The 21,205-nt window shown below is 55.4% G+C and carries 18 protein-coding genes; 4 read left to right on the top strand and 14 right to left on the bottom strand.

Annotated elements, in window-relative coordinates; genetic code table 11:
* Nucleotides 1-58: 58 nt before the first annotated feature.
* The 3 genes from AAC086_RS15570 to AAC086_RS15560 all read right to left on the bottom strand — a co-directional run bounded on the left by AAC086_RS15570 (nt 59) and on the right by AAC086_RS15560 (nt 2,921).
* Entirely contained in the window at nt 59-718 is a 660-nt protein-coding gene (locus tag AAC086_RS15570) for a Crp/Fnr family transcriptional regulator (protein WP_339779976.1), read from the bottom strand.
* A gap of 65 nt (nt 719-783) precedes the next feature.
* Nucleotides 784-2,151 (bottom strand): PepSY domain-containing protein, encoded by a 1,368-nt coding sequence (locus AAC086_RS15565; protein ID WP_339779974.1) that lies wholly within the window; start codon nt 2,149-2,151, stop codon nt 784-786.
* A 305-nt stretch (nt 2,152-2,456) separates the two neighbouring features.
* On the bottom strand, nt 2,457-2,921 hold the full coding sequence (locus AAC086_RS15560; protein WP_339779972.1) for a DUF2946 family protein: 465 nt from the start codon (nt 2,919-2,921) through the stop codon (nt 2,457-2,459).
* A gap of 328 nt (nt 2,922-3,249) precedes the next feature.
* Here AAC086_RS15560 and AAC086_RS15555 point away from each other — a divergent pair, with 328 nt between their 5' ends.
* Nucleotides 3,250-5,169 (top strand): heavy metal translocating P-type ATPase, encoded by a 1,920-nt coding sequence (locus AAC086_RS15555; RefSeq protein WP_339779970.1) that lies wholly within the window; start codon nt 3,250-3,252, stop codon nt 5,167-5,169.
* Nucleotides 5,170-5,193: 24 nt separating this feature from the next.
* On the opposite strand, the gene AAC086_RS15550 is transcribed toward AAC086_RS15555, so the two are convergent.
* Nucleotides 5,194-7,959 (bottom strand): ATP-dependent DNA helicase, encoded by a 2,766-nt coding sequence (locus tag AAC086_RS15550; protein ID WP_339779968.1) that lies wholly within the window; start codon nt 7,957-7,959, stop codon nt 5,194-5,196.
* A 90-nt stretch (nt 7,960-8,049) separates the two neighbouring features.
* Here AAC086_RS15550 and AAC086_RS15545 point away from each other — a divergent pair, with 90 nt between their 5' ends.
* On the top strand, nt 8,050-8,904 hold the full coding sequence (locus AAC086_RS15545; RefSeq protein WP_339779966.1) for an AraC family transcriptional regulator: 855 nt from the start codon (nt 8,050-8,052) through the stop codon (nt 8,902-8,904).
* Between the two features lie 27 nt (nt 8,905-8,931).
* Here the strand turns inward: AAC086_RS15545 and AAC086_RS15540 are convergent, their stop codons facing one another.
* The 6 genes from AAC086_RS15540 to AAC086_RS15515 all read right to left on the bottom strand — a co-directional run bounded on the left by AAC086_RS15540 (nt 8,932) and on the right by AAC086_RS15515 (nt 13,344).
* Nucleotides 8,932-9,531 carry a LysE family translocator gene (locus tag AAC086_RS15540; protein WP_339779964.1) on the bottom strand — a complete coding sequence of 200 codons (600 nt, stop codon included), beginning with the start codon at nt 9,529-9,531 and terminating at the stop codon, nt 8,932-8,934.
* A 175-nt stretch (nt 9,532-9,706) separates the two neighbouring features.
* Entirely contained in the window at nt 9,707-10,072 is a 366-nt protein-coding gene (locus AAC086_RS15535; protein ID WP_339779963.1) for a hypothetical protein, read from the bottom strand.
* Between the two features lie 185 nt (nt 10,073-10,257).
* Nucleotides 10,258-10,722: a YqaA family protein gene (locus tag AAC086_RS15530; RefSeq protein WP_339779962.1), complete on the bottom strand. Its 465-nt coding sequence runs from the start codon at nt 10,720-10,722 to the stop codon at nt 10,258-10,260.
* 53 nt (nt 10,723-10,775) lie between these two features.
* A complete protein-coding gene (locus tag AAC086_RS15525; protein ID WP_339779960.1) occupies nt 10,776-11,582 on the bottom strand; it encodes a Fic family protein in 807 nt (268 codons plus the stop codon).
* Nucleotides 11,583-11,789: 207 nt separating this feature from the next.
* Nucleotides 11,790-12,215 carry an organic hydroperoxide resistance protein gene (locus tag AAC086_RS15520; RefSeq protein WP_339779957.1) on the bottom strand — a complete coding sequence of 142 codons (426 nt, stop codon included), beginning with the start codon at nt 12,213-12,215 and terminating at the stop codon, nt 11,790-11,792.
* Between the two features lie 97 nt (nt 12,216-12,312).
* The gene (locus AAC086_RS15515; RefSeq protein ID WP_339779955.1) at nt 12,313-13,344 is read right to left on the bottom strand and encodes an alpha/beta hydrolase; all 1,032 of its coding nucleotides are present in this window, start codon (nt 13,342-13,344) and stop codon (nt 12,313-12,315) included.
* A gap of 181 nt (nt 13,345-13,525) precedes the next feature.
* On the opposite strand from AAC086_RS15515, the gene AAC086_RS15510 reads away from it, so the two are divergent.
* A complete protein-coding gene (locus AAC086_RS15510; protein ID WP_339779953.1) occupies nt 13,526-13,969 on the top strand; it encodes a MarR family transcriptional regulator in 444 nt (147 codons plus the stop codon).
* 22 nt (nt 13,970-13,991) lie between these two features.
* Here the strand turns inward: AAC086_RS15510 and AAC086_RS15505 are convergent, their stop codons facing one another.
* Nucleotides 13,992-14,381, bottom strand: coding sequence for an MAPEG family protein (locus AAC086_RS15505; protein ID WP_339779951.1), 390 nt, complete (start codon nt 14,379-14,381; stop codon nt 13,992-13,994).
* A 238-nt stretch (nt 14,382-14,619) separates the two neighbouring features.
* On the opposite strand from AAC086_RS15505, the gene AAC086_RS15500 reads away from it, so the two are divergent.
* Complete coding sequence (locus AAC086_RS15500; RefSeq protein WP_339779949.1) at nt 14,620-15,252, top strand: LysE family translocator; 633 nt, start codon at nt 14,620-14,622, stop codon at nt 15,250-15,252.
* Between the two features lie 60 nt (nt 15,253-15,312).
* On the opposite strand, the gene AAC086_RS15495 is transcribed toward AAC086_RS15500, so the two are convergent.
* From AAC086_RS15495 to AAC086_RS15485, 3 genes are all read right to left on the bottom strand, one after another.
* A complete protein-coding gene (locus AAC086_RS15495; protein ID WP_339779947.1) occupies nt 15,313-17,388 on the bottom strand; it encodes a methyl-accepting chemotaxis protein in 2,076 nt (691 codons plus the stop codon).
* Between the two features lie 162 nt (nt 17,389-17,550).
* Nucleotides 17,551-20,037 (bottom strand): EAL domain-containing protein, encoded by a 2,487-nt coding sequence (locus AAC086_RS15490; protein ID WP_339779945.1) that lies wholly within the window; start codon nt 20,035-20,037, stop codon nt 17,551-17,553.
* On the bottom strand, nt 20,034-21,101 hold the full coding sequence (locus AAC086_RS15485) for a histidine kinase dimerization/phosphoacceptor domain -containing protein (protein WP_339779944.1): 1,068 nt from the start codon (nt 21,099-21,101) through the stop codon (nt 20,034-20,036). Before AAC086_RS15485 ends, AAC086_RS15490 begins: the two co-directional genes overlap by 4 nt.
* Nucleotides 21,102-21,205 lie beyond the last annotated feature (104 nt).

Genomic DNA, 21,205 nt, shown 5'->3' with positions numbered 1-21,205 from the left:
GACTTTAAAACGCAATGGTTTTGCGGGTTAAAGCCGCCGCCGGGAAACGCCTATATCGTCAGGCTGCGCGATTATCCCAGAATTCACCTGCGTGGCGCAGCAATTCTGTGCGGTCAATGCGCATATGGTCGCGTTGGGGATATTCAAACGGGAGCAGACACCCCTGTCGGCGCAAATTGGCGATGGTGCGGCTGGCTGTTTCGGTGGTCACGGAAACAATGCTGCCCAGTTTGTCACGCGGCGGTACAATGCACCGGTCGCGATGGGCCACCCATAACAAAAAGCGGCAGATGCGGCTGATAGCAGGGCCGCTGCCAATGTTGATTTTCCAGTAATGGCTGGCAATGACTTCGCGGCTCAGCAAATGCGATATAACCTGTGCCAGCGACAGGCTTGACGATTGCTGCTGGCGCAGTCGGGTCAAGGGTAGCCGCATGACCTGGCAGTCTGACAGGGTTTCGCTGACCAGCGGTGGGCTGTTTTTAAGTAAACCGCCATCAAGGGATTCAAGCCCGAAGACATCACCAGGGCGATATACCCGGCAAATCTGACGGTCGCCGCTGCGATTATAATATCCCTGAATGATCAGTCCCTGTTCGACGATATAGGCGTTGGCAAGGTGTTCCTGCTCGGGTTCGAGAAAGGTGTTGGCCGGGATCAGCAATGGTTTGTCATCGGCATAGGTCAGGATTTGGCGCAAGGCGTCAGAGGTCTTCATGGCCGGATCCTCCTGTTTGCGGGAAAAGGCGCACGGCACGAACATGCCGTGCGCCCAAACAATGATCAGGCGTTGCGAAGCAACAATCGCGGACGGACAACAAAAAACAGGTCCAGAAGTAAAATCACGATCATCGACAGGCCGACCAGCGGGAAAATAATGCCGCCAATCGCCAGAATGGCCATCACGCCGTACACCTTGCGTATGTCACGCGGCAGGGGTGGCACCCCCATTTGCCCGTCGGGGCGGCGTTTCCACCACATTGCCCCGGCTGAAATCGCCATAAAGACAATCGATGCACAAACCATTAACATGACAATCTGGTTGGTCAGGCCATATTCCTGGCCCATATGCACATTGATCGCCCATTCCAGCCCGCGTCCTAACGGGCCATAATCGGCATATGACATATCGATCAGGGGTTTTCCCGAATATTGATCCAAATGGATCACCCGTTGCAGGGACAGATCATCGGGATAGATAGACGCGCTGTAAACGCCGCGCGGCCCGTTGGGCAGGCTAACGGCGTAACCCTGTGTCAGGCCCAGGTCATTAAGCGTTGTGGTGGCGGCATCAATGCCAATCGCCTTTGGGCCGGATGCGACCGACAGGGGCAGGGGCGCGTTTTCGGTGGTCCAGCCGGTTTCACCAAAGGCATCGATCATGGGGACGGTGGAAAGGGGAACATCCACCCGCACCCCGGAAGGATAGCCCGTGGGCGTACCATTGGCGAACTGGTTGGCATATTTACCCCAGAAAATTGACCATGGCATGCCGGTGGTTGCCAGAAACAAGATAAAAAAACCGGCAAACAGGCCAACCACAGCGTGGCTGTCGCGCCACCAGCGACGGCTGGCTGGTTTGCCGCGAATGGCAAGGCGGGATGTGCCGTCAACCCGTTTGGGCCACCACAGGTAAATGCCGGTCAGAACCAGCAAAATGGTCCATCCGCCGACAATTTCGATCAGGGCGTTGGTAAAGGTGCCAAATTCGGCCAGGCTGTGCAGGTGGCGAATGGTCCACATAATGGTGCCGCGATCAGCCATTTCGCCCAGTGCCTGTGCGCTATAGGGGTTTACATAGACTGCATGGCGGGTGCCGGTGGCATCGGCAATGGTGACTTCGGTGCTTGATGTTGGCGTGACCGGGGTGGTTAATTTGACCACCTTGCCAGCCTGCATTGCCAAGGCGGCATCAATTTGTGTGCTATAGGGCAGGGCCGGGGTTGTGGGCGCGGCAACCTGTTTTAGATCGGCATAAACGATATTGTCGATTTCATCGCGGAACAGATAGGCCCCGCCGGTAATGGCCATCAGGACAAGGAAGGGCAAAACAAAAAGCCCGGCATAAAAATGCCAGCGCCAGACAGCGCGATAAAAGCCGTTGGTGTTTTCGGGTTGGCGGCGCGATGCACCGCTGATTGGGTTAGACATGGTATATCCCCAGTAGGCCACAACGATGGTTCCCGCATGGCGGGGCGTTGTGTCGTCTGATTTCATGATGTTGCGATAAACTGCGGGGGAGTATGGCGTGAAAAAACAGCCGATAGACCCCGCAGGCAGATCTGGCAGGGCAGCATGAAGAACCGTTCTGGCGTGATTAACCGGCCATTTTGAGCATCATCCGCGCGGAGCGGTGGCGTGAATGGACATTATCGACCCTTTTTGCCGATTTCACACATGGCACGGTTCGTGCCGGTGCAAAATTGCAGGGCAATGATAAACCAAAAAACGGTTAACTATGCTGCCAATGCGACCGGCGGCGCGCGGGGCGTGCCGGCTTTTGGATAAAAATCGGGGGAATGGGCCGTGATGTGAAGGGCGGTAACCGCATTGGACAGCAAGATGCGGTGCAGAACCGGAATGTCGACAGTTGCGGCTGGCGCCATCGAATGCATGCCAAAACCGCACATCGCGCACTGATAGGCTTCGTAGCTGTCGTATTTGCCCGATATTTCGGGAACCGATTGCGGATTTGCCGGATCGGAAGGCACGCGAATGGCCTGAATGCCGTTGGCGGTGCAAATCAGCAACGGAATATATCCTTTGCCGTCGGCATTGGCCTGTGCCGCCAGTGGTGCATGCATGAAGCCAAACAAAACCGTATTGATCAATAAAAGGCATGCCACCAGCGTTGTGATGGTTACCCGCAGATCAGACGGTGATGAGGCCCGGTTCGCACGCACGGCAAATGTCCAGATCATGATTAATCTGCCGATTGATTATAACGTTTTCTGGAGACTGTCAAAGTTTACCAATATCTCATTTTGGCGGATTTACGGCACATCTTACAATGGATGTATGTGGCAAAATATTTTTTAATTAAAAGTTGATTTTTAACAAAAAAAGTTGCGCAAAACGCTTGCGCGTGATGGTGACGGGGTTGGTCATGCCGTCTTGCCAGCACAAAGAGCAAACCTGTTTGATTTTTTCGCGGGTCATTCAGGTATGAACATTTTGTTTCTGTAATATAGATAGCGTCGGCGCATGAAGTCGGTCATGATCAACCGATCATAAACAGGAGCGTGCGATATGGCAATTATCGGGGATGTAGACCGGATTTTGGCGCGGGCCGATGCGGCATTGTCCGTCCCCTTTGTTAATCGCATGATCCTGATTGTGACTTTGTTGGCGATTTTTGTGCATTTTTCCCTACGCTGGTCGGGTTTGGCGGCTGTGGGGGGCTTTGCGGCGGCGGACCTTTCGTTGCTGGCGCTGTTTGTGGTTGGCGGTGTTCCGATCCTTGCCCAGTTGCTGTTGAAATTTCTGCGTCGGGAAATGGGGGCTGATTTTTTGGCCGCCATTGCCTTTGTTGCCGGTATCTGGCTCGGTGAATATCTGGCTGCCGCATTGATTATTCTGATGTTGACCGGCGGGCAGGTATTAGAGGCCTTTGCGATGCGCAAGGCGTCGTCGGCCTTAAATGCACTGGCCAGCCGGATGCCATCGGTGGCGCATCGCAAGGATGACAAGGGCGAGATCAGCGATATTGCGCTTGATGATGTTGCCATTGGCGATCTGATTGCGGTGTTTCCCCATGAAACCGCCCCGGTTGATGGCACCGTGGTCGACGGGCATGGCAATATGGACGAAAGCTATCTGACCGGGGAGCCGTTTGTGGTGGCCAAAGTCCCGGGAACGGCGGTGCTTTCTGGCGCGATTAATGGCGATGCCGTTCTGGTGATCCGGGCGGAAAAACAGGCGCGTGATTCCCGCTATGCCCAGATCATGCATGTGATGCGTGATGCCGAACAAAAACGGCCCAGAATTCGCCGCCTGGGCGACCAGATCGGGGCGTGGTTTGCGCCAGTGGCGTTGTTGTTTGCCATTATGGTTTTGTATGTAACGGGCGATTCAACACGGTTTTTGGCCGTGCTGGTGGTGGCAACACCCTGCCCGCTGCTTATTGCCATTCCGATTACGGTGATGAGTGCGATTTCGATTGCGGCCCGGCGCGGCATTGTCATTCGCGACCCAACCGCACTGGAACGCTTGCCAACCTGCCAGACCGCGATTTTTGATAAAACCGGCACCCTGACCTATGGCCGCCCGGAACTGACCGATATTCTGCCCGGCCCGGGTTTTGTGGCAGATGACGTTTTGCGCTTTGCCGCCAGCCTGGAACGTTATTCGCGCCATCCGCTGGCAATGGCGGTGATGGCAGCGGCCAAGGACCGCAAGATAGCCGCTGGTGACGTTGCCCGTGCATCGGAAAAGCCGGGGCAGGGATTGACCGGGGTGGTCGACGGGCACGATATTGCCGTTACCCATCGCAAAAAATTATTGGCAACCGACCAGGAAAATGCCCGTCTTTTGCCCGAAACGTCGTCGGGCCTTGAATGCGTGGTGATGGTGGATGGCCGGTATGGGGCAACATTGCGGTTTCGCGATACGCCGCGCGATGACGGCAAATCCTTTGTTGACCATTTAGGGCCGATCCACAGGTTTAAAAAAATCATGCTGGTATCGGGCGACCGCGAAAGCGAGGTCACTTATTTGTCCGAATTGCTGGGGATTGGCAAAAGCCTGGCATCCCAAAGCCCGGAACAGAAAGTTGCCATTGTGCGCGCCGAAACGGCGGCGGCGCCGACATTATTCATGGGCGATGGCATTAATGATGCCCCGGCCCTTGCTGTTGCCACCGTCGGGATTGCCTTTGGCAAGGAAAGTGCGGTGACGGCAGAGGCGGCAGGGGTGGTGATTCCCGAAGCCTCGCTGGCCACGGTGGATGAACTTTTACATATCAGCATCGCCATGCGCCGTATTCTTTTGCAAAGTGTGATTGGCGGCATGGTGTTGTCGGTGCTGGCGATGGGGTTTGCCGCAGCGGGTTATATCAGCCCGGTGGCGGGGGCACTTTTACAGGAAGGTATTGATATTATTGCCATTGCCAATGCGCTTCGGCTGGCCCTTCGCCACGATATTGCATCCGATCTGGGAGGTGCCGGATAAGGCTGTACGGGGAGCCATAACCTGTCAAAGCTCGGGATGTAAAAACGCCCGGGTCTGGGCAATCGCTTCTTTAAGGCCGACGCGTTGCACGTCGACATCGTCGGGAAACGCGCCTAACAGGCGGGTCGGCATTCGATTATCCAACAGGACAAACACACCGCGATCTTCGGCGCGGCGCACAAGGCGGCCAAAGGCCTGTTTCATGCGCAGGCGGGTGAGCATATCGTCATAGCGCGCTCCGTGGAAGGCGGCCTTGCGCGCACGGTGCAAAATATCGGGGCGGGGCCAGGGCACGCGATCAAATACGATCAGGCGCAGGCTGTCGCCGGGCACGTCAACCCCGTCGCGCACGGCATCGGTGCCGAGCAGGCAGGCATCGCGTTCAACCCGGAAAATATCGATCAGGGTGGAAACATCCATGCCATCCATATGCTGGGCCAGTAATTGCAAACCGGCTTCGTCCAGCGGGCCGGTCAGGCGTTCATAAACCGCGCGCAGGCGGGTGATGGCGGTAAACAGGCCCAGTGCACCGCCGCCTGATGCCAAAAACAGTTCGCGATAGGCGCTGGCAATTTGGTCGGCATTGTCGCGCGCCAGATCGTTAACGATAAAAACCCGGGTTTGCTTGCGATAGTCATAGGGGCTTTTCATGGCGGCACGCACCGCAGGCAGCGGCATGTGCGAGGCCCCGGTGCGGTCTTCGGCAACGCCCCAGTCAAACATTTCATCGCCGGTGCCATCGCGCAAGGTGGCCGATGTGACCACCATGCCATGGGTCGTGGGGGCCAGGGCGGCTGTGAGCGGCAAGGTCGGGTCGATATAATGGCGATGCATGCCAATATCAAAATCGCGGCCAAACTGGCGTTCGATGGCAAACCAGTCCACATATTCGGCGGGGGTGGCGTCGACCAGCGATTCCAGCATGCCACGCCATGCTGCAACCTGCATGATGGCGCGCCGTTCAAGCGAACGAATGGCGGCATCAAGGCGCTGGCGTTCGGCGGAGTCAAGCTCGTCGGCTTTTTCGTCAAGCATATGGGCGATGATTTTGATCAGTGCCTTGGCCGGTTTTTCGAGCGAGGCCAGTGCACGATCGAGATCGGCTGCACTGGCAAGGACTTCGGTAACGGCAGGTTTGCAATCGGTTTCAATCGAATAGCCGCGATCCTTTTCCGAGGCACGCGCCATGACCTGTGCCTTGACATGGGCCAGGAAAATTTCGGCCGGGCCGCTGGCATGGTCAACACCATCCTGAAGGCGCATCAGCCAGCCCTGATCGGGCAGGCATTGGGCGGCAACAATAACTGCATTGACCGCATCGCGCAGTTCTTCGCGTTCGCTGATCAGGCTTTCAAGGCGTTGTTTCAGGCCGCGTGCGCGCGAACTGCCTTTGTTTTCAGCGCCCAAAAGCCAACGGCGCAATTCGGCTCCTTCCTGCCCGGTCAAGTGGGCGGAAAAGGCCTTGTCGGCGGCATCAAACAAATGATGGCCTTCGTCAAAAACATAGCGGGTCGGCATTGAGGCATCATCAAGCCCGCCAAGGGCGGCCTGCACCATCACAAGGGCATGGTTGGCGACAACAATTTCAGCCGAGCGCGCCCGGCGCACGGTTTTTTCGACAAAGCAGCGCGAATAATGCGGGCAGGCGGCATAAATACATTCGCCGCGCTGATCGGCCAGGGCCGATGTAAAGCGTGCCCCGATCAGTTCGGTGAGCCATGCCGGGAAATCGCCGCCGACCATATCGCCATCGCGGGTTGCCGCCGCCCAGCGCGCCATCAGGCCCAGCGGAATGGCCTGGCGCGGTTGCTGGGCCAGCGGGCGTTGGGCTTCTTCAAAGTTTAGCAGACAAAGATAATTTTCGCGCCCTTTGCGGACCACGGCCTTGCGGCGTTTGTCGCGCGGGTCGGGATAAAGGCGGTTTAATTCGCCGTCGATCTGGCGTTGCAGGTTGCGGGTATAGGTGGAAATCCAGACCGCACCTTCGTTTTTTTCAGCCCAGACCGATGCCGGGGCAACGTAACCAAGGGTTTTTCCCGTGCCGGTTCCGGCTTCGGCCAAAACGATATTGGGTGCGCCATCGCTGGTGCGCGGGGCAAAGGCGGAACAGACAGCGGATGAATAATCGGCTTGTTGCGGGCGTTCTTCGGCCCCGTCGCCCAGCAATTTCAACAGTCGTTCGCGGGCCTCGGCGGGTTCAACCGGGTTGTTGCCAGGCGGGGGTGGCGGCGCATGTTCGGACCATTCACCCAGTTTTTTCCAGATTTTAAGCCCTTCATAAACCGCAAAGCGGTGTGGACCATCGCCGTCAGCCCCCATGGCGGCCAAAACCGACACGCCCCACGGCCATTGCCCGCGCGCCATCGGCCAGGCAATGGACAAGGCCCGCCCGCGTTTTTCACCGGGCAGAACGGCAAGTTCCTGAAGCAGGCGTTTCATCGCTTCGGCCATGGCTTCGGCCTGACCGATCAAATCATCGCAGGCCTTTTGCCCGGTGGCCAGGGCCATGCCGCGCGGGGTGGGCACACAAAACTGTGCCGGGCGCACAAAGGCAAAAAGTTCCAGCAAATCATGGCCGATAAAACCATCAATGCGCAGGCGTTTGGCGGTGGCGGGCATGTGAACAATGATCGGGCGCTGGGCGCGGGCGCGCTTGGCCGCAGCGGCCAGCGGCATTTCCTCGACCTCGCCATCGGGGGTTAAAAACACAGCGTGGCGCAACCCGGCGACCATGACCGGCGCGTCGGGGGGTAAAAAACGGGGCTGGGTTTCGGTACGATCATCGAACATTTGGGGGACTATAAGCACAGTGCGAGGCTAGTGCTACCGGGGAATTTGCCCTATCGTAGAATTTTACCCAAGAGATCACAGGTCGAGCTGATGACAAACGCCCCTAACCGCAATCAGTATTTTTGGCATGACCGGCAGTTGCCCTTTATTGAAGCGCGGTTTGTGCGCGAGGGGCGCGATATTCGGTCGGACAAACACACCCATGATACCTTTTCGATCGGGGCAATCCTGGGTGGGGCCAGTGCGTGCCATATGCGCCGTGCGCAGCATGAACTTGATACCGGCACAGTGATTTTTATTAACCCCGAAGACGTGCATGATTGCCATCCGCTGGTGGAACGCGGCTGGGCGTTTCAGATGTTGTATGTGGATACCCGGTGGTTGCGCAATTTGCAGGCCGAAAATGATGCCGATGCCAAGGGGGGCTTTGCCGCCTTTGACCCGGTATTAAGCCACGACCCGGAAGTGTTTGGGCCATTGGTGCGGCTAGGCCAAGTGTTGCAGGATGCTGATGTTTCGCTGTTGGGCAAGGAAGCCGCCGCGACCGGATTTTTCAGTTTGCTGTTGGCAAAAACGGCGTCGCGGCCTGCAGCCCAAAGGCTGTTGGCGGGGGTGGGCAAGGTTGATGGGCGTAAAATGGCGCGCGCGGCAGATTATATTCGTGCCCATTGTGCGCAATCGTTGCGGTTAGACGAGATTTGCCAGGCAGCGGGCCTGTCGCCATCGTGGCTGGTGCGCGCGTTCAAGCAGCACTATGGCATTACACCCCATGCCTATTTGATCAATTGCCGGGTGCAACGGGCGCGCCATGCCCTGAAACGCGGCGGGCGGATTGTCGATGTGGCGTTAGATTGCGGTTTTGCCGATCAGGCGCATTTTCAACGGGTGTTCAAGCGGCAAATGACGGCAACGCCGCGCCAATACGCACATGTGATGTGTGCCTGATTGCGCATATTCAAGGGAATAGCGAAATTAGTGCATCATCAAATAAACGGCGCTGGCGGCAAGCAACAGTGCCATGCAGCGGTTAAACCGCCGGACCAGAACGGCATTGTTCAAATAGCGCCGTAAAAACGCCCCGGCAACAGCCCAGCACCCCACCGACGAAAAACAGATGACGAAATAAAGGGCGACAAACTGCAGAAGCAGGGTGGTGTTGCCATCGCCAATGAACGCCCCCATGCCCGCAACCGACGCCATCCATGCCTTGGGATTGAGCCATTGCAAGGTCGCACCGGCCATGATCGAGGGGACCTTTGTTGTGGTTGTGGTGCCGATTTGGCCGCTATCCGTGGCGAGCTTGAAGGCGAGATAGAGCAGAAAGGCGATACCGGCCCATTTGATGACCAGCGATATTTCGGGGCTTTGGGTTAAAAGCTGATGCAGGCCAAGGCCGATCAGCAAAAACAGCAGGCAAAACCCGGCGGTTGCACCAAAAACCGGGCGCAGACTGGGCCGGAAACCATATTGAAGCGCGTTTCCCAGGACCAGAATATTGACCGGGCCAGGAGTGATCGAGGCGACAAGGGCGAAACTTGCCATGGAAAGATACAGACTGAGATTGGCGGACATGTTGTTTCCCGAAATGTTGTTGGTTTGATTTCGGGAAACTTGCCGGTTTGCAGGCCGGAATTATTGAAGAAAATTGTCGCCCGCGAACTGCAGGCATAAAAAAACGACATTCGGGTGTGACTCCGAATACCGTTTTTGAACGATAATAAAGCCGCGCAGAGCTTGAACGGCGACGTTATGAGATCAGTTTCATCAACTGGTCCGCACAGGCATCGGCGATTTCTTTGGTTGGTGCTTCATTGCCAGGCATGGTGGCCCAACCCTGATCGACGACGAAATCGTCGCGCTTATACGAGCTTTCCTGCTTTAGGGCCGCAAGCTGCAGGGTCTGGTTTGTTGGTGTTTGGGTTTTGAACTGTGCAACACAAATCGGGGCGAGGGCCGTAATGACCGCATTCTTGCCCTGGTCATCCGCCATCTCTGTTGCGGAACTGGTTGATACAACCCAGTTCGCATTGAAGCCGATAATTGTAATTGCGATAGCGCCGATGACGCCGCCAAATATGCCGGGCTTTACCCATGTCGGTATTTCAAGATTCATAATATTTTCTCCCATATGAATTTGTGAAATTTATAAAAAAATCTTCTTTATTGTGATTTGTATTAGGCCACATTTAGGGGAATTTTGCAAATTACTTATAGTTTTATTTAAAAAACTGGCTGTTGTGTTTTTGATAATTTTCGATTTTCTGGTTTTACAGCATTTTTATTTGGCGGTGTTTTGCGTTAACCGAAAAAATCTGCGAGCCAGCCAACGCCGCCTGCGACCATGCTGTATCGTGCCGCCTTGCCAAGCGTGACAAGAAGAATGAAGGGGATAAAACGCACCCGCATGGCCCCGGCGACCAGGGTTATTGGATCGCCAATGACGGGAAGCCAGGAAAACAGCAAGGCCCACAGGCCAAAACGGCAAAACCAGTGACACGCGCGTTGATAATCGCGATCAGAAACCGGGAACCAGCGGGCATGGCGATAGCGTTCGATGGCCAGGCCGAGCAACCAGTTGATCAGCGAACCGGCAACATTGCCCAGGGTGGCAACCAGCACCAGCAGGGCCACATCGTGATTGCCCGAAGCGACAAGGGCCGCAAGCACCGCCTCGGACGAGCCGGGCAGCAGGGTGGCGGATGTGAAGGCGGACAGAAAAAGCCCGCCATAAACCAGTATTTCTGACATCATAAACAGGGACATAACGCCCGCATCATGCCGGGTCCATAGGAATGTTTCATATGTGCCAGCCTGAATTATGGTTCAGATGATGAAGGAGCCGGCGCACAGGGACCGAGCAGATAAAGGATCATGCGGAGCGTTCGCAGGGTTGCCTGGGCAATCAGGATGGCGAGATCGTCGCAAGGCGATGCCTGTGATGTATTTTGGGCCAACTTTGTGGATGGGGCAGATTGCCGGGAATGTGGTGCTGCTGCCTGTTTGAGGGCGGCGTCATATTGTTGTTTTTCATCGCGAAGGATGACGGCGGTGGGATAACCGGCCCGCGACAGATCGTAATTTAACAGCAACCGGGCAAGGCGGCCATTGTCACCGGGAAACGGGGACTGGCTGAGAAAAAGCCCATGCCATTGTGCCGCCTGAATAAGGGGGTGAGAGGCGGACAGGGCGCAGCGTTGCGCCAGCAGATCGTGGATTTTTTCAACAGGATTGGTGCTGGCGGTCGCGTTGGTGGAGGGGCCATCGCTAGCGGTGTCGTTCGTGTGCCCGGTTTGCAAGATATTGTGGAGATCAAGGATGGCTTGCAGATCCAGGGCAAGATTTTGGGCGAGCCTGTTTTCAACATAGCGAATGGCTTTGCAATGATGGACGACTTCTAGATGTTCGGCAATTGTTTTGCCACCAATTGTAATGCCTTCGAGGACGACTTTGGTTTCGATCACGGTCAGGCTGTTGCCAGCAAGAGCATTGGAATGGCATATCCAGTCAAGATTAAATTTTTCGCGTGCGGACGAAGCTGTATAGCGTGGAAGTGGCAAACAGTCTGCGATCCGGGATTTGGCACAGTCGGTTTCTTTTAGCAGGGCTGTCAGGTTCGGCGTCATCGCGGGTATTTTCCGGTATGGCTGGCACAATGCAGGTGGTTGGATAAAACCAGCCTAGACGGTTTTTGCTTAACAATATCTATTTTATTTTGAGGGGATTTTGGGGCCTTTGCCAAAAAGGAAACCCGGCACATGGGAGATGTGCCGGGCTGGAAAGAGGCGGATCAGTTCTGGGGGCGTGAGCCGCCGTCCTAATGACGTTCTGGATCAGGCGATGTGAAGACGGACATCGACATTGCCGCGAAGGCCATTGGAATAAGGGCAGATTTTATCAGCCGTTTCGACAAGCTTTTCGGCGTCGGCACGGTCCAGACCCGGCAGCGAAATGTGCAGGTCGATATCGAGGCCAAAGCCGCCTTCGTCGCGCGGGCCAATGCCAACGGTTGCCTTGATGGAGGCATCTTTCGGGGTTTTGGGTGCGCCCTGGGAGGACGCGGCCTTCATCGCGCCGATGAAGCAGGCGGAATAACCCATGGCGAACAATTGTTCAGGGTTGTTGCCCTCGCCGCCAGCGCCACCAAGTTCTTTCGGGGTGGTCAGTTTAACTTCGATCGAGCCGTCTTCGGTTTTGGCATTGCCGTCACGGCCGCCAGTTGCAGAAGCAGACGTGCGATACAGAACTTTAACAGACATTTTCATCATCCTTTGTTTAACAGGTCGATGCGCGTTAGTGCGCTTAACATGGGGCACAGGCATCTGCCTGCAACCCCGTTACGGGAACAGTGCAGGGTCAGTTGGTGTGCAGGGCATTGTTAAGAAACGCGATGCCCTGGGCGATAGCGGCACGGGTTGCCGGGGTTTGGGACAGTGCATTGAGCATGACAAAATCATGAATGGTGCCGTTGTATCGGGTGGAGGTCACAGGGACACCGGCTTGTGACAATTTACGGGCATAGGCTTCTCCTTCGTCGCGCAAAACATCGTTTTCATCGGTAATCACCAGGGCCGGGGCCTGACCGGAAAGCTGATCCCGGGTTGCATGGATCGGGGTGATTTTAGGGTCATTACGATCAACGTTTTGGGGCAGGTAGGCGTTCCAGAACCATTTCATGGCATCGCGGGTTAACCACGGCCCGTTGGCAAATTCGGTATAGGAACCATTATCGAAATTGGCATCGGTGACCGGGTAAAACAGCAATTGTGCGGTAATGGCCGGGCCTTTGCGTTCGTTGGCCAAAAGCGAGACCACGGCTGTCATGTTGCCGCCAACACTGTCGCCTGCAATGGCAAGGCGGGTGGGGTCAACATTAAGTTGTTCGCTGTGATCGGCGACATATTTGGTGACGGCGTAATCCTGTTCGATGGCGGTGGGATATTTGGCCTCGGGCGACCGTTCATAATCGACAAAGACCAGGGCTGCATTGGCACCAACGGCGAGTTCGCGAACCAGACGGTCGTGGGTGTCGGTTCCGCCCATGACCCAGCCCGCACCATGGAAATACACAATGACCGGCAGGCGGTCAGTGTTGCCTTTGGGGCGATAGATGCGAATGCGGGTGGCACCGGTAGGGCCAACGGGCAGGGTGCGGTCTTCGGTATCGACGGCGGGGGCGGCGACAGTGCCTGCCTGCGCACCGGAGAGAAGGTCGCGGGCCTGTTGGGGGGTGAGGGTATAAATTGCCGGGACGTTTGCGGCGGCCAACCCGTCGAGGAAGTTTTGGGTGGCGGGTTCAAGAACCACATCGGCCGTGGCCGGGGCAGTGAAGGTTGTGGTGGCAAGGGCCAGAGCAGCGGCGGCAACGGTTGTTTTCAGGGTGTTCATGAGGGTGTCCTTTCTGAATGTCTGGTGGATGGCGGTGTATCGCCGGTCGGTGCATTTTGAATACCACGCGATTTAATCGTGCGCGATTTAAATTTCAGAATGTCAGTTATGCGATAAAATCGCTTGATATTAAATCGTGCACGATTTAAATTATCCGGTTCATATGAGACAGGAGATTTTGATGGTGGAAAACCCCAGGCTGACGCTGGACCAGTTATTGTGCTTTTCGATCTATTCGACCGGGCACGCCTTTAACCGTATCTATAAGCCGTTGCTCGACAAGATCGGGCTGACATATCCGCAATATCTGGTGATGGTGGTGTTGTGGCACGAAGACCGGCAAACAGTGCGCGGCATTGGCAGCAAGCTGTTTTTGGAAAGCAATACCTTGACCCCGTTGATCAAGCGGCTGGAAGCCGCAGGTTTGCTGAGCCGGGAGCGGGACCGCGAAGACGAACGCCAGGTGCGGGTGGCATTGACCGATCAGGGGCGAGCATTGCAACAAATGGCCGCCGATGTGCCAGATTGTATTTTCGAAGCCTGCGGCATGAAATACGATGAACTGGTGGATTTGACCCATAAGCTGACGTCATTGCGCAATGCCCTGGAAAAGGCCGCATCCTGAAGGGCAGCTTTACTGTTTTACTTTAGACCAGACCGGCAAGCAGGATGACAGTACCTGCAAGAACGGCAAGATGTTGCAAAACCATTCCAATGGCCTGTGAGCCGATGCCGGGAACTTTTAAAACACCCAGGGCGTGCAACAAACGGGCGACGATAAAAACGGCCACAAACGCCCATAACAAGGTTGCGCTGGCCGCACCGGTTATTTCAAGGGCGGCACATAGCAGGATGATGAGAGGGGCATTTTCGATGAAATTGCCATGGGCGCGAATGCGGCGCTTCAAGGCTGCATCATTGGCATCGCCTATGCCGACCTGAAGATCCCGCCGCCGGAACGACACATTGAGACTAAGCGCTGTCATCATCAGGGCGAAAATGCCGGTCAGGAATGCCGTGGCGGGAATGGAAAGCATGGTTTGGCCCTGTGCGCTGGTTGTGGGGAAGACAGCTTAGGACGAAATTTCAAATTCGGAAACAGATAGTGATGATAATGGCGCGACAGCGGGGATCAAAGCCCGTCGCACGGGGCGACCTTTTTAAGGTTGATCGCGTTTTAGCCGTTTGATCGTGTTATGCTGGTCTTAAAGCCATCTTATTATGCATATGTCGCCTTCCGGATCGTTTCCTGGAAGGGCTTGCCGGGAGCATTTCATGCCTTCTATCGAAATTCTGATCACCTTTTTTATCACAACGGCGATCTTTGCTTATATTCCCGGACCGGCGATGCTTTATGCTGCCGCCCAAACATTGGCACGTGGCCGCAAAGCCGGGGTGATGGCCTCGCTTGGCATTCATCTTGGGGGGTATGTGCATGTGGCTGCGGCGGCAGCCGGATTATCGATTTTGTTTCATGCTGTGCCATCGCTTTATATGGCGATGAAACTTGCCGGGGCAGGTTATCTCATCTGGCTTGGCATTTCATTGTTTCGGACCAAATCCCCTGAAAATCCGGCGATTTTGGATGTTGGCGTAAAATCCGGACGCCGGGCGTTCATTGAAAGTATGGCGGTCGAAGTTCTTAATCCAAAGACGGCTATTTTCTTTATGGCGTTTTTACCGCAATTCATCGATGCCACGGTGGCGTTTCCGGTATGGGCGCAATTTTTGATTCTCGGGACGATTGTTAATCTGCTGTTCTCGTCGGCCGATATGGCTTGTGTGATGCTGGCAGGGGTTTTGATGGTGCGTCTGAGGCGGTCAAATCGCGCGCAAAAGCTGACCCGGAGACTGGGCGGTTGTATCCTTGTCGGGTTGGGGGCGCGTCTTGCTTTGCAAAAGACATAGATGTTTGCTGACCCGGTGGTCCCTTATCTTCGTTCGAGATGACCGGGTGATGTGTGAGCGTTAAATCGTGCGCAACTGATTAAGGAAATTTTTGACCTCCGTATCGAGCTTGCGGGCCTGCACGGCCAGTTCGGTGGCGTCGGACTGGACGTTTGATGCGGCCTCTCCGGTTTGTTGGGCTGTGTTGCGGACAATGCCGATTGAGGATGAAACTTCGTTTGTGCCCGCTGCTGCCTGTTGTACGTTGCCGGAAATTTCGGCGGTAGCAGCCCCTTGTTGTTCAACAGCGGCCGCGATGGCGGCGGTAATTTCATTGATGCCCGAAATGGTCCGGGTGACTTTTTCAATCGCATCCACGGTATTGTGGGTTTCGGACTGGATAGAGCCGATTTGCTGGGCAATTTCGTCGGTTGCCTTGGCGGTTTGGTTGGCCAGATTTTTAACTTCCTGTGCCACGACAGCAAAGCCTTTACCCGCTTCACCCGCGCGGGCGGCTTCGATGGTGGCGTTCAGGGCGAGAAGGTTGGTTTGGGCCGCAATGTCGTTGATCAGGCTGACAACCTGGCCAATGCGCTCGGCCGCTTCGGCCAGGCCGGTGACCATGGTGTTGGCACGTGAGGCTTCTGCGACCGCGGTACCGGCAATTTGCGAGGACCTGGCAACCTGCGAACTGATTTCCTGAATGGAGGCGGAAAGTTCTTCGCTGGCGGCAGCAACAGTTTGCACATTGGTGCTGGCTTCGTTTGCGGCGTCGGCGACAACGGCAGCCTGCTGGGTGCTTTCATCGGCAGCATTGCGCATCTGGTGAGAAAGCTGTTCCATGTTATCGGCGCTGTCGGTAACATGCACGACAATGGAACCGACCGATTTTTCAAATTGATCCGCCATTTGCAGGCGGGTGCGGTTTCGCGATTCACTGGCGTTTTGTTCGGCTTCGCGTTTATCGCGTTCAGCCCGGTGCATCCCCGCCGATGCGTCTTTGAAAGCTTCGAGGGCCTTGGCAATGGCGCCGATTTCATCGGCGCGGTCGTCATAGGGAATGGTGACGTCGAAATTTCCTTTTTCCAGATGGGAAATAACATCGGTGACGCGTTTCATCGGCCGGGCAACCATGCGGTTGGTCGAAAGCCATATAACCCCGATCACGATCATCAGCAACACCAGTCCCCCGACCAGGGTTACATTGCGTAAAGCGTTGGCCGGCGCATAGACAGTTGCCAGGGGAACATTCACAACGACACCCCATTGTTTGTCGTAACCATCAATAGCAATGGGCATGACAATATGCATGAATGTTTCGTCGTTTAATTGTTGGGGGTTGCCCGATTTGATGGCGTCAAGAATAGCCGCCTGGGTTTGATCGGCAGGGTCAAGTTTGGTGCCGCGAATTGTTGGATCTTCGTGCGCGACCCATGTGCCCTGTGCCGATACCAGATTAACCGTGCCCGTCCCGAACGGGGCAAGTTCGGCAAACCGGTCGGAAAGGGCGTTCAGTTCAAGGTCAGCACCCAGAACACCGAGGAATTTGCCGTTTTTATCCTGCACAGGCACGACAAACGAGGTCAGAACCACCTTGCGGCCCTGAATGTCGTAGGTGATGGCATCGGTGACATAGGGTTTATTGGTGCGTTTGGGTTCGGTGTAATATTCGTTGATTTCGGCGTTATCCAGCCCGGTCAGGTGATAGGGCGTAATGCCATCGCCAAAATTATAATAATAGGTGACATATTTGCCCGACCCATCGCCAAAGGGTTCGCCTTCGTTTTTATAGTCGGCGTCCTTGCCATCAAGGGCATTGACCTCGAACCCGGCCCATGTACCGGCAAGGGCAGGGTTATTTTCAAGGGTGCGCTTGAGGATCTCGTTATATGTTTTACGATCCAACGTTCCCTGTTCTCGGGCGGCATGAAATGTACCGGCCAGATTTTTGGCAATCATCATGCCGTTGTTAAGAACCTGGCCCGCCTGTGCCGCGCGGTGCAGGGCAACGGCCTGCGCTTCGCCACGGGTGAGTTTTTCCGTGGTGGCACCGGTTTGGGCTGTTTGCAGGAAAATGCCAATGACAAGGCAGAAGGCAATTGCAAGCGCACTTACACATGCCAGTTTGGTGCCAAGTGACAGGTTGGAAAAGCGCATGCCGGAATCCCCAATGTGTGAACCTATCCTTTTGAAAGATTATGGGGATCCGCTGCGGCGGGCAACTGTATTTACCTATTTGGATATAATATTTAAGGTTTTTTTAAAAATACCTATACTTTTGACGAGGAAGGCGGTGCCGATTTGGTACCTGTTCGTGAGTTACGAAATTTTCATGCTGTTGTTCGGCTGCTTGAAAACCTGGTTTGCCGGGATCGGTCGGCAAAAGAGAAACCCTTGAAAGTCGTTACATTCGAGTTCGGCAAGAAATTCATGCTGGCAGGTTTCCTCCACACCTTCGACGGTGACGGACAGGCCGAGAGTGTATGCCAGGGCAATGATTGCCTCGGTCAGGGCGCTGTTGTCACGGTCTTGGGGGATGCCTTGGACAAAGGACTGATCGACTTTGATGCGTTCGATCGGCAGGCTTTTGATGGAGCCAAGGCAGGAAAATCCGGTGCCAAAATCGTCAATCGCCAGGAGGACTCCAAGTTTGCGCAATTCGTGCAACCGGGCAATGATGAGGGCTTCGTTCTGGATCATGCTTTCGGTGATTTCAAGTTCCAGTGCCTTGGCCGGGGTGTTGGTTTTGGCCAGCGCGTTGCGAACAACGTCGACAAAACCGTCCGAGCGTAACTGCCGGGCCGAGACATTGATGGCAACGCGCAGCGGACTGTGACCGTCGTCTCGCCAGCGTTGGGCTTGCGCACAGGCCTCTTCGACCACCCATTGGCCAATTTCAATGATCAGACCGCTTTGTTCGGCAATCGGGATGATTTCGTTCGGGCCCAGCAAGCCTTCGATCGGATGATTCCAGCGGATCAGGGCTTCAACGCCAGTCATGTTGCCTGTGAGCCGGGAAAACTGAGGTTGATAAAACAGGACCAGTTCGCCGTTTTCAAGGCCCCGGCGCAATTCCAGGCTGCGGGTCATGAAATGGGTGGCATCGTCGGTCATCGCAGGTTTGTAGAAGGCAAAATTGCGTCGGCCGCTATTTTTGGCGGCATACATGGCGGTATTGGCGTGTCGGACCATATCCTGTGCCGATTGGGCGGTATCGGGAAACAGGCTGATGCCGATGCTAGCGGATACGGTTATGTCGCGCCCGGCCAGACGGGTGGGGAGTTGCAGGCCCTTGATCAGGCGGTCGGCCATGTCGGCGGCGGCATTTTCGTTCGGGATGTCTTCGGTCGTGATCAAAAATTCGTCGCCGCCCAGTCGGGCAAGGGTATCGGTGCTGGAGGTTAAGGCCCTTAGACGGTGCGATATCATGACAAGAAGCTGGTCGCCAGCCCCGTGACCGAGGGTGTCGTTGATGTTTTTGAAGTTATCCAGATCAATGACCATGCAGGCCAGGTAGCAGCCACGATGGCTGGCGCGTTCGATGGCACGGCCGAGCCGGTCGATTGCCAGAAGGCGATTTGGCAGGCCGGTCAAGCCGTCATAATGGGTTAGATATTGCAGTTCTTCTTCGGCGCGGCGAATGGCTGTCCGGTCCGATATGATGGCGACATAATGCGACAGGGCCCCTTCGTCGCTGTCGACAGCGATAATCTGGGTCATCAGAGTGATGGGGATGCCATCGGCATTGTGGCTTTCGATTTCGCGATGCCAGTGTTTGCGCCTTTCCAGCGATTTGAACATTTCGCGGTGAAACACTTGCGGCAAACTGTCATGTGCGATCATGTGCGGGCGATGACCCAGCGCATCCTCGATGGCAATGCCGGTAATATTGGCATAACTGCGATTGCCATTGGTGATGCGCAAATCGTGATCCAGAATCAGGACGCCATCCTGGGTGGTTTCGTAAACCGTGGTTGCCTGGCGCAGGCGGTCGCTGGCCAGACGTTGATCTGTAATGTCCTGTATGACACCAATGATGCGCCGGGGCAGGTTTGGGCCATTGTCAAAGGTTTTTCCCTGGGCGCGAAACCATGCGACAGAGGGTTGAGGGTCATCGGATCGAAAAACAACGTCAAAGAAGTCGCCTTTTTCAATAGCCGCTTCAAAAGCTGACCGGACCAGGTTTTGGTCATCCGGGCTTACTTTTTTTAAAAAACTGTCCCAGTTGGCCGACAGGCTTTCGGCATCGCCATCGGGGTGGATGATGTTGGCGAGGCCGGATGTCTGGATCTGGCGGGTATGGGTGTCTATTTCCCAACAGGCCATCTTGGCTGCCGCCATTGCCAGGGACAGACGTTCTTCGCTGCGTTTCAAGGCAAATTCGACCTTGCGACGTTCCAGCGCCATTTGAATGGTGGCGTGCAGTTCGCGTTCGGTAAACGGCTTGATCAAAAACCCGTAGGGGTGGGTCAGTTTGGCCCGTTCCAGGGTCTGATCTTCGGAATAGGCGGACAGATAGATGACCGGGATATGCATATGGGGCGGAATGCCGGCAGCCGTTTCGATGCCGTCAATGTCGCCGTCAATATGGATGTCCATCAAGATCAGATCGGGGGTGTCGTTCAGGATGCCGCGAAGAGCAGCGTCCCCGGCACTGTGAACGGATATTTTGTCATAGCCCAGACGGGTCAGCTGTTGACGCAAGTGCAGGGCGACAATGCGTTCGTCCTCGACGATCATGATTTGGGTTTTGGCAGGTGTGGTTCCCGTCACATCGGTGGGCCCAGAAAAAGAATTGCCGGTCATGGTGCCTCCGTTTGAGGAAATTCCACCGAAAGGCTGGTGGGATTGGCGCGGTGGATGGTGATGGTGCCGTGAAGTTGATCTACCAGCATGTTGACCAGCAAAAGACCCAGACTGCCGTCATTTTCAATATCAAGATCATCGGGCAGGCCAACGCCATTATCGGTGACGGTGATGCGGATATATTTGTTGGCCACCTCGCCGACATAAACATCGATCTGGCCTTTTTTGCCGTCGCGAAAGGCATGTTTTAGCGCATTTGAGAGCAATTCATTGGCGATCAGGCCGCAGGGAACCGCCAGGCTGATGGGCAGGAAAACCGGCGAAATATCGGTTTTAATCACAATCCGTTCGATGTCGACAACATAGGACGAGTAAAGCGATGTCAGCAGGTCGTCGAAGAAATGGCCGAGTTCAACCTGGGAAACATCCTCGCTTTGATAAAGGGTTTGGTGGATTTGGGCCATGGAGCGAACACGGTTGCAACTGTCGCGCAGCATTTCACGCACTTCGGGGTCGTTGATTTGCGCACTTTGCATATCAAGCAGGCTGTAAACGATTTGCAGGTTGTTTTTGACCCTGTGATGGACTTCGGCCAGCAGAAGTTCTTTTTCGCGCAGTGATTTTTCCAGCCGTTCCTGCCGTGTTTTGCGGTCTGAAATGTCGACAATCGCGGCAAGAATATGCAGATGGCCGCCAATTGGAATGGGGTTCAGGCCGATTTCGACCGCAAATTCGCTGCCATCCTTGCGCAGGGCGTAAAGGTCGCGGCCCGGGCCCATTGGCCGTGGGCCGGGTTTGCTGACAAAGCTGTCGCGCAGGCCGGAATGATGATGACGGAAACGTTCGGGAACCAGCATTTCAATTGCCTGGCCCATTAATTCATCACGTCGATAACCAAAAACCTTTTCGGTTTCGGCATTAACCATCGTGATGCGGCCATGGGCATCGGTCAGGATCATGGCATTGGGGGCATATTCGACCACGCGGGCAAAGCGTTCATCATCGCCGCCGGGATAAGGCGTGGAAGGTATGGATGGCATAACCGGTTGGTCTGGGGCTGTCATGACTGTTTCCCGAAATTCGATGCGTTTTCCGGTGATGAGGGTGTTTTACGACGTGGTAAATCCTGTTTTCAGTTTCGATATTTGACGCTTTGGATCGCGCAATC

The sequence above is a fragment of the uncultured Thalassospira sp. genome, from assembly GCF_963976115.1.
In the GTDB taxonomy this organism is placed as follows: Bacteria; Pseudomonadota; Alphaproteobacteria; order Rhodospirillales; family Thalassospiraceae; genus Thalassospira.
The sequence above is the reverse complement of the archived record's forward strand: the minus strand, read 5'-3'. Positions and strand labels throughout refer to the sequence as shown.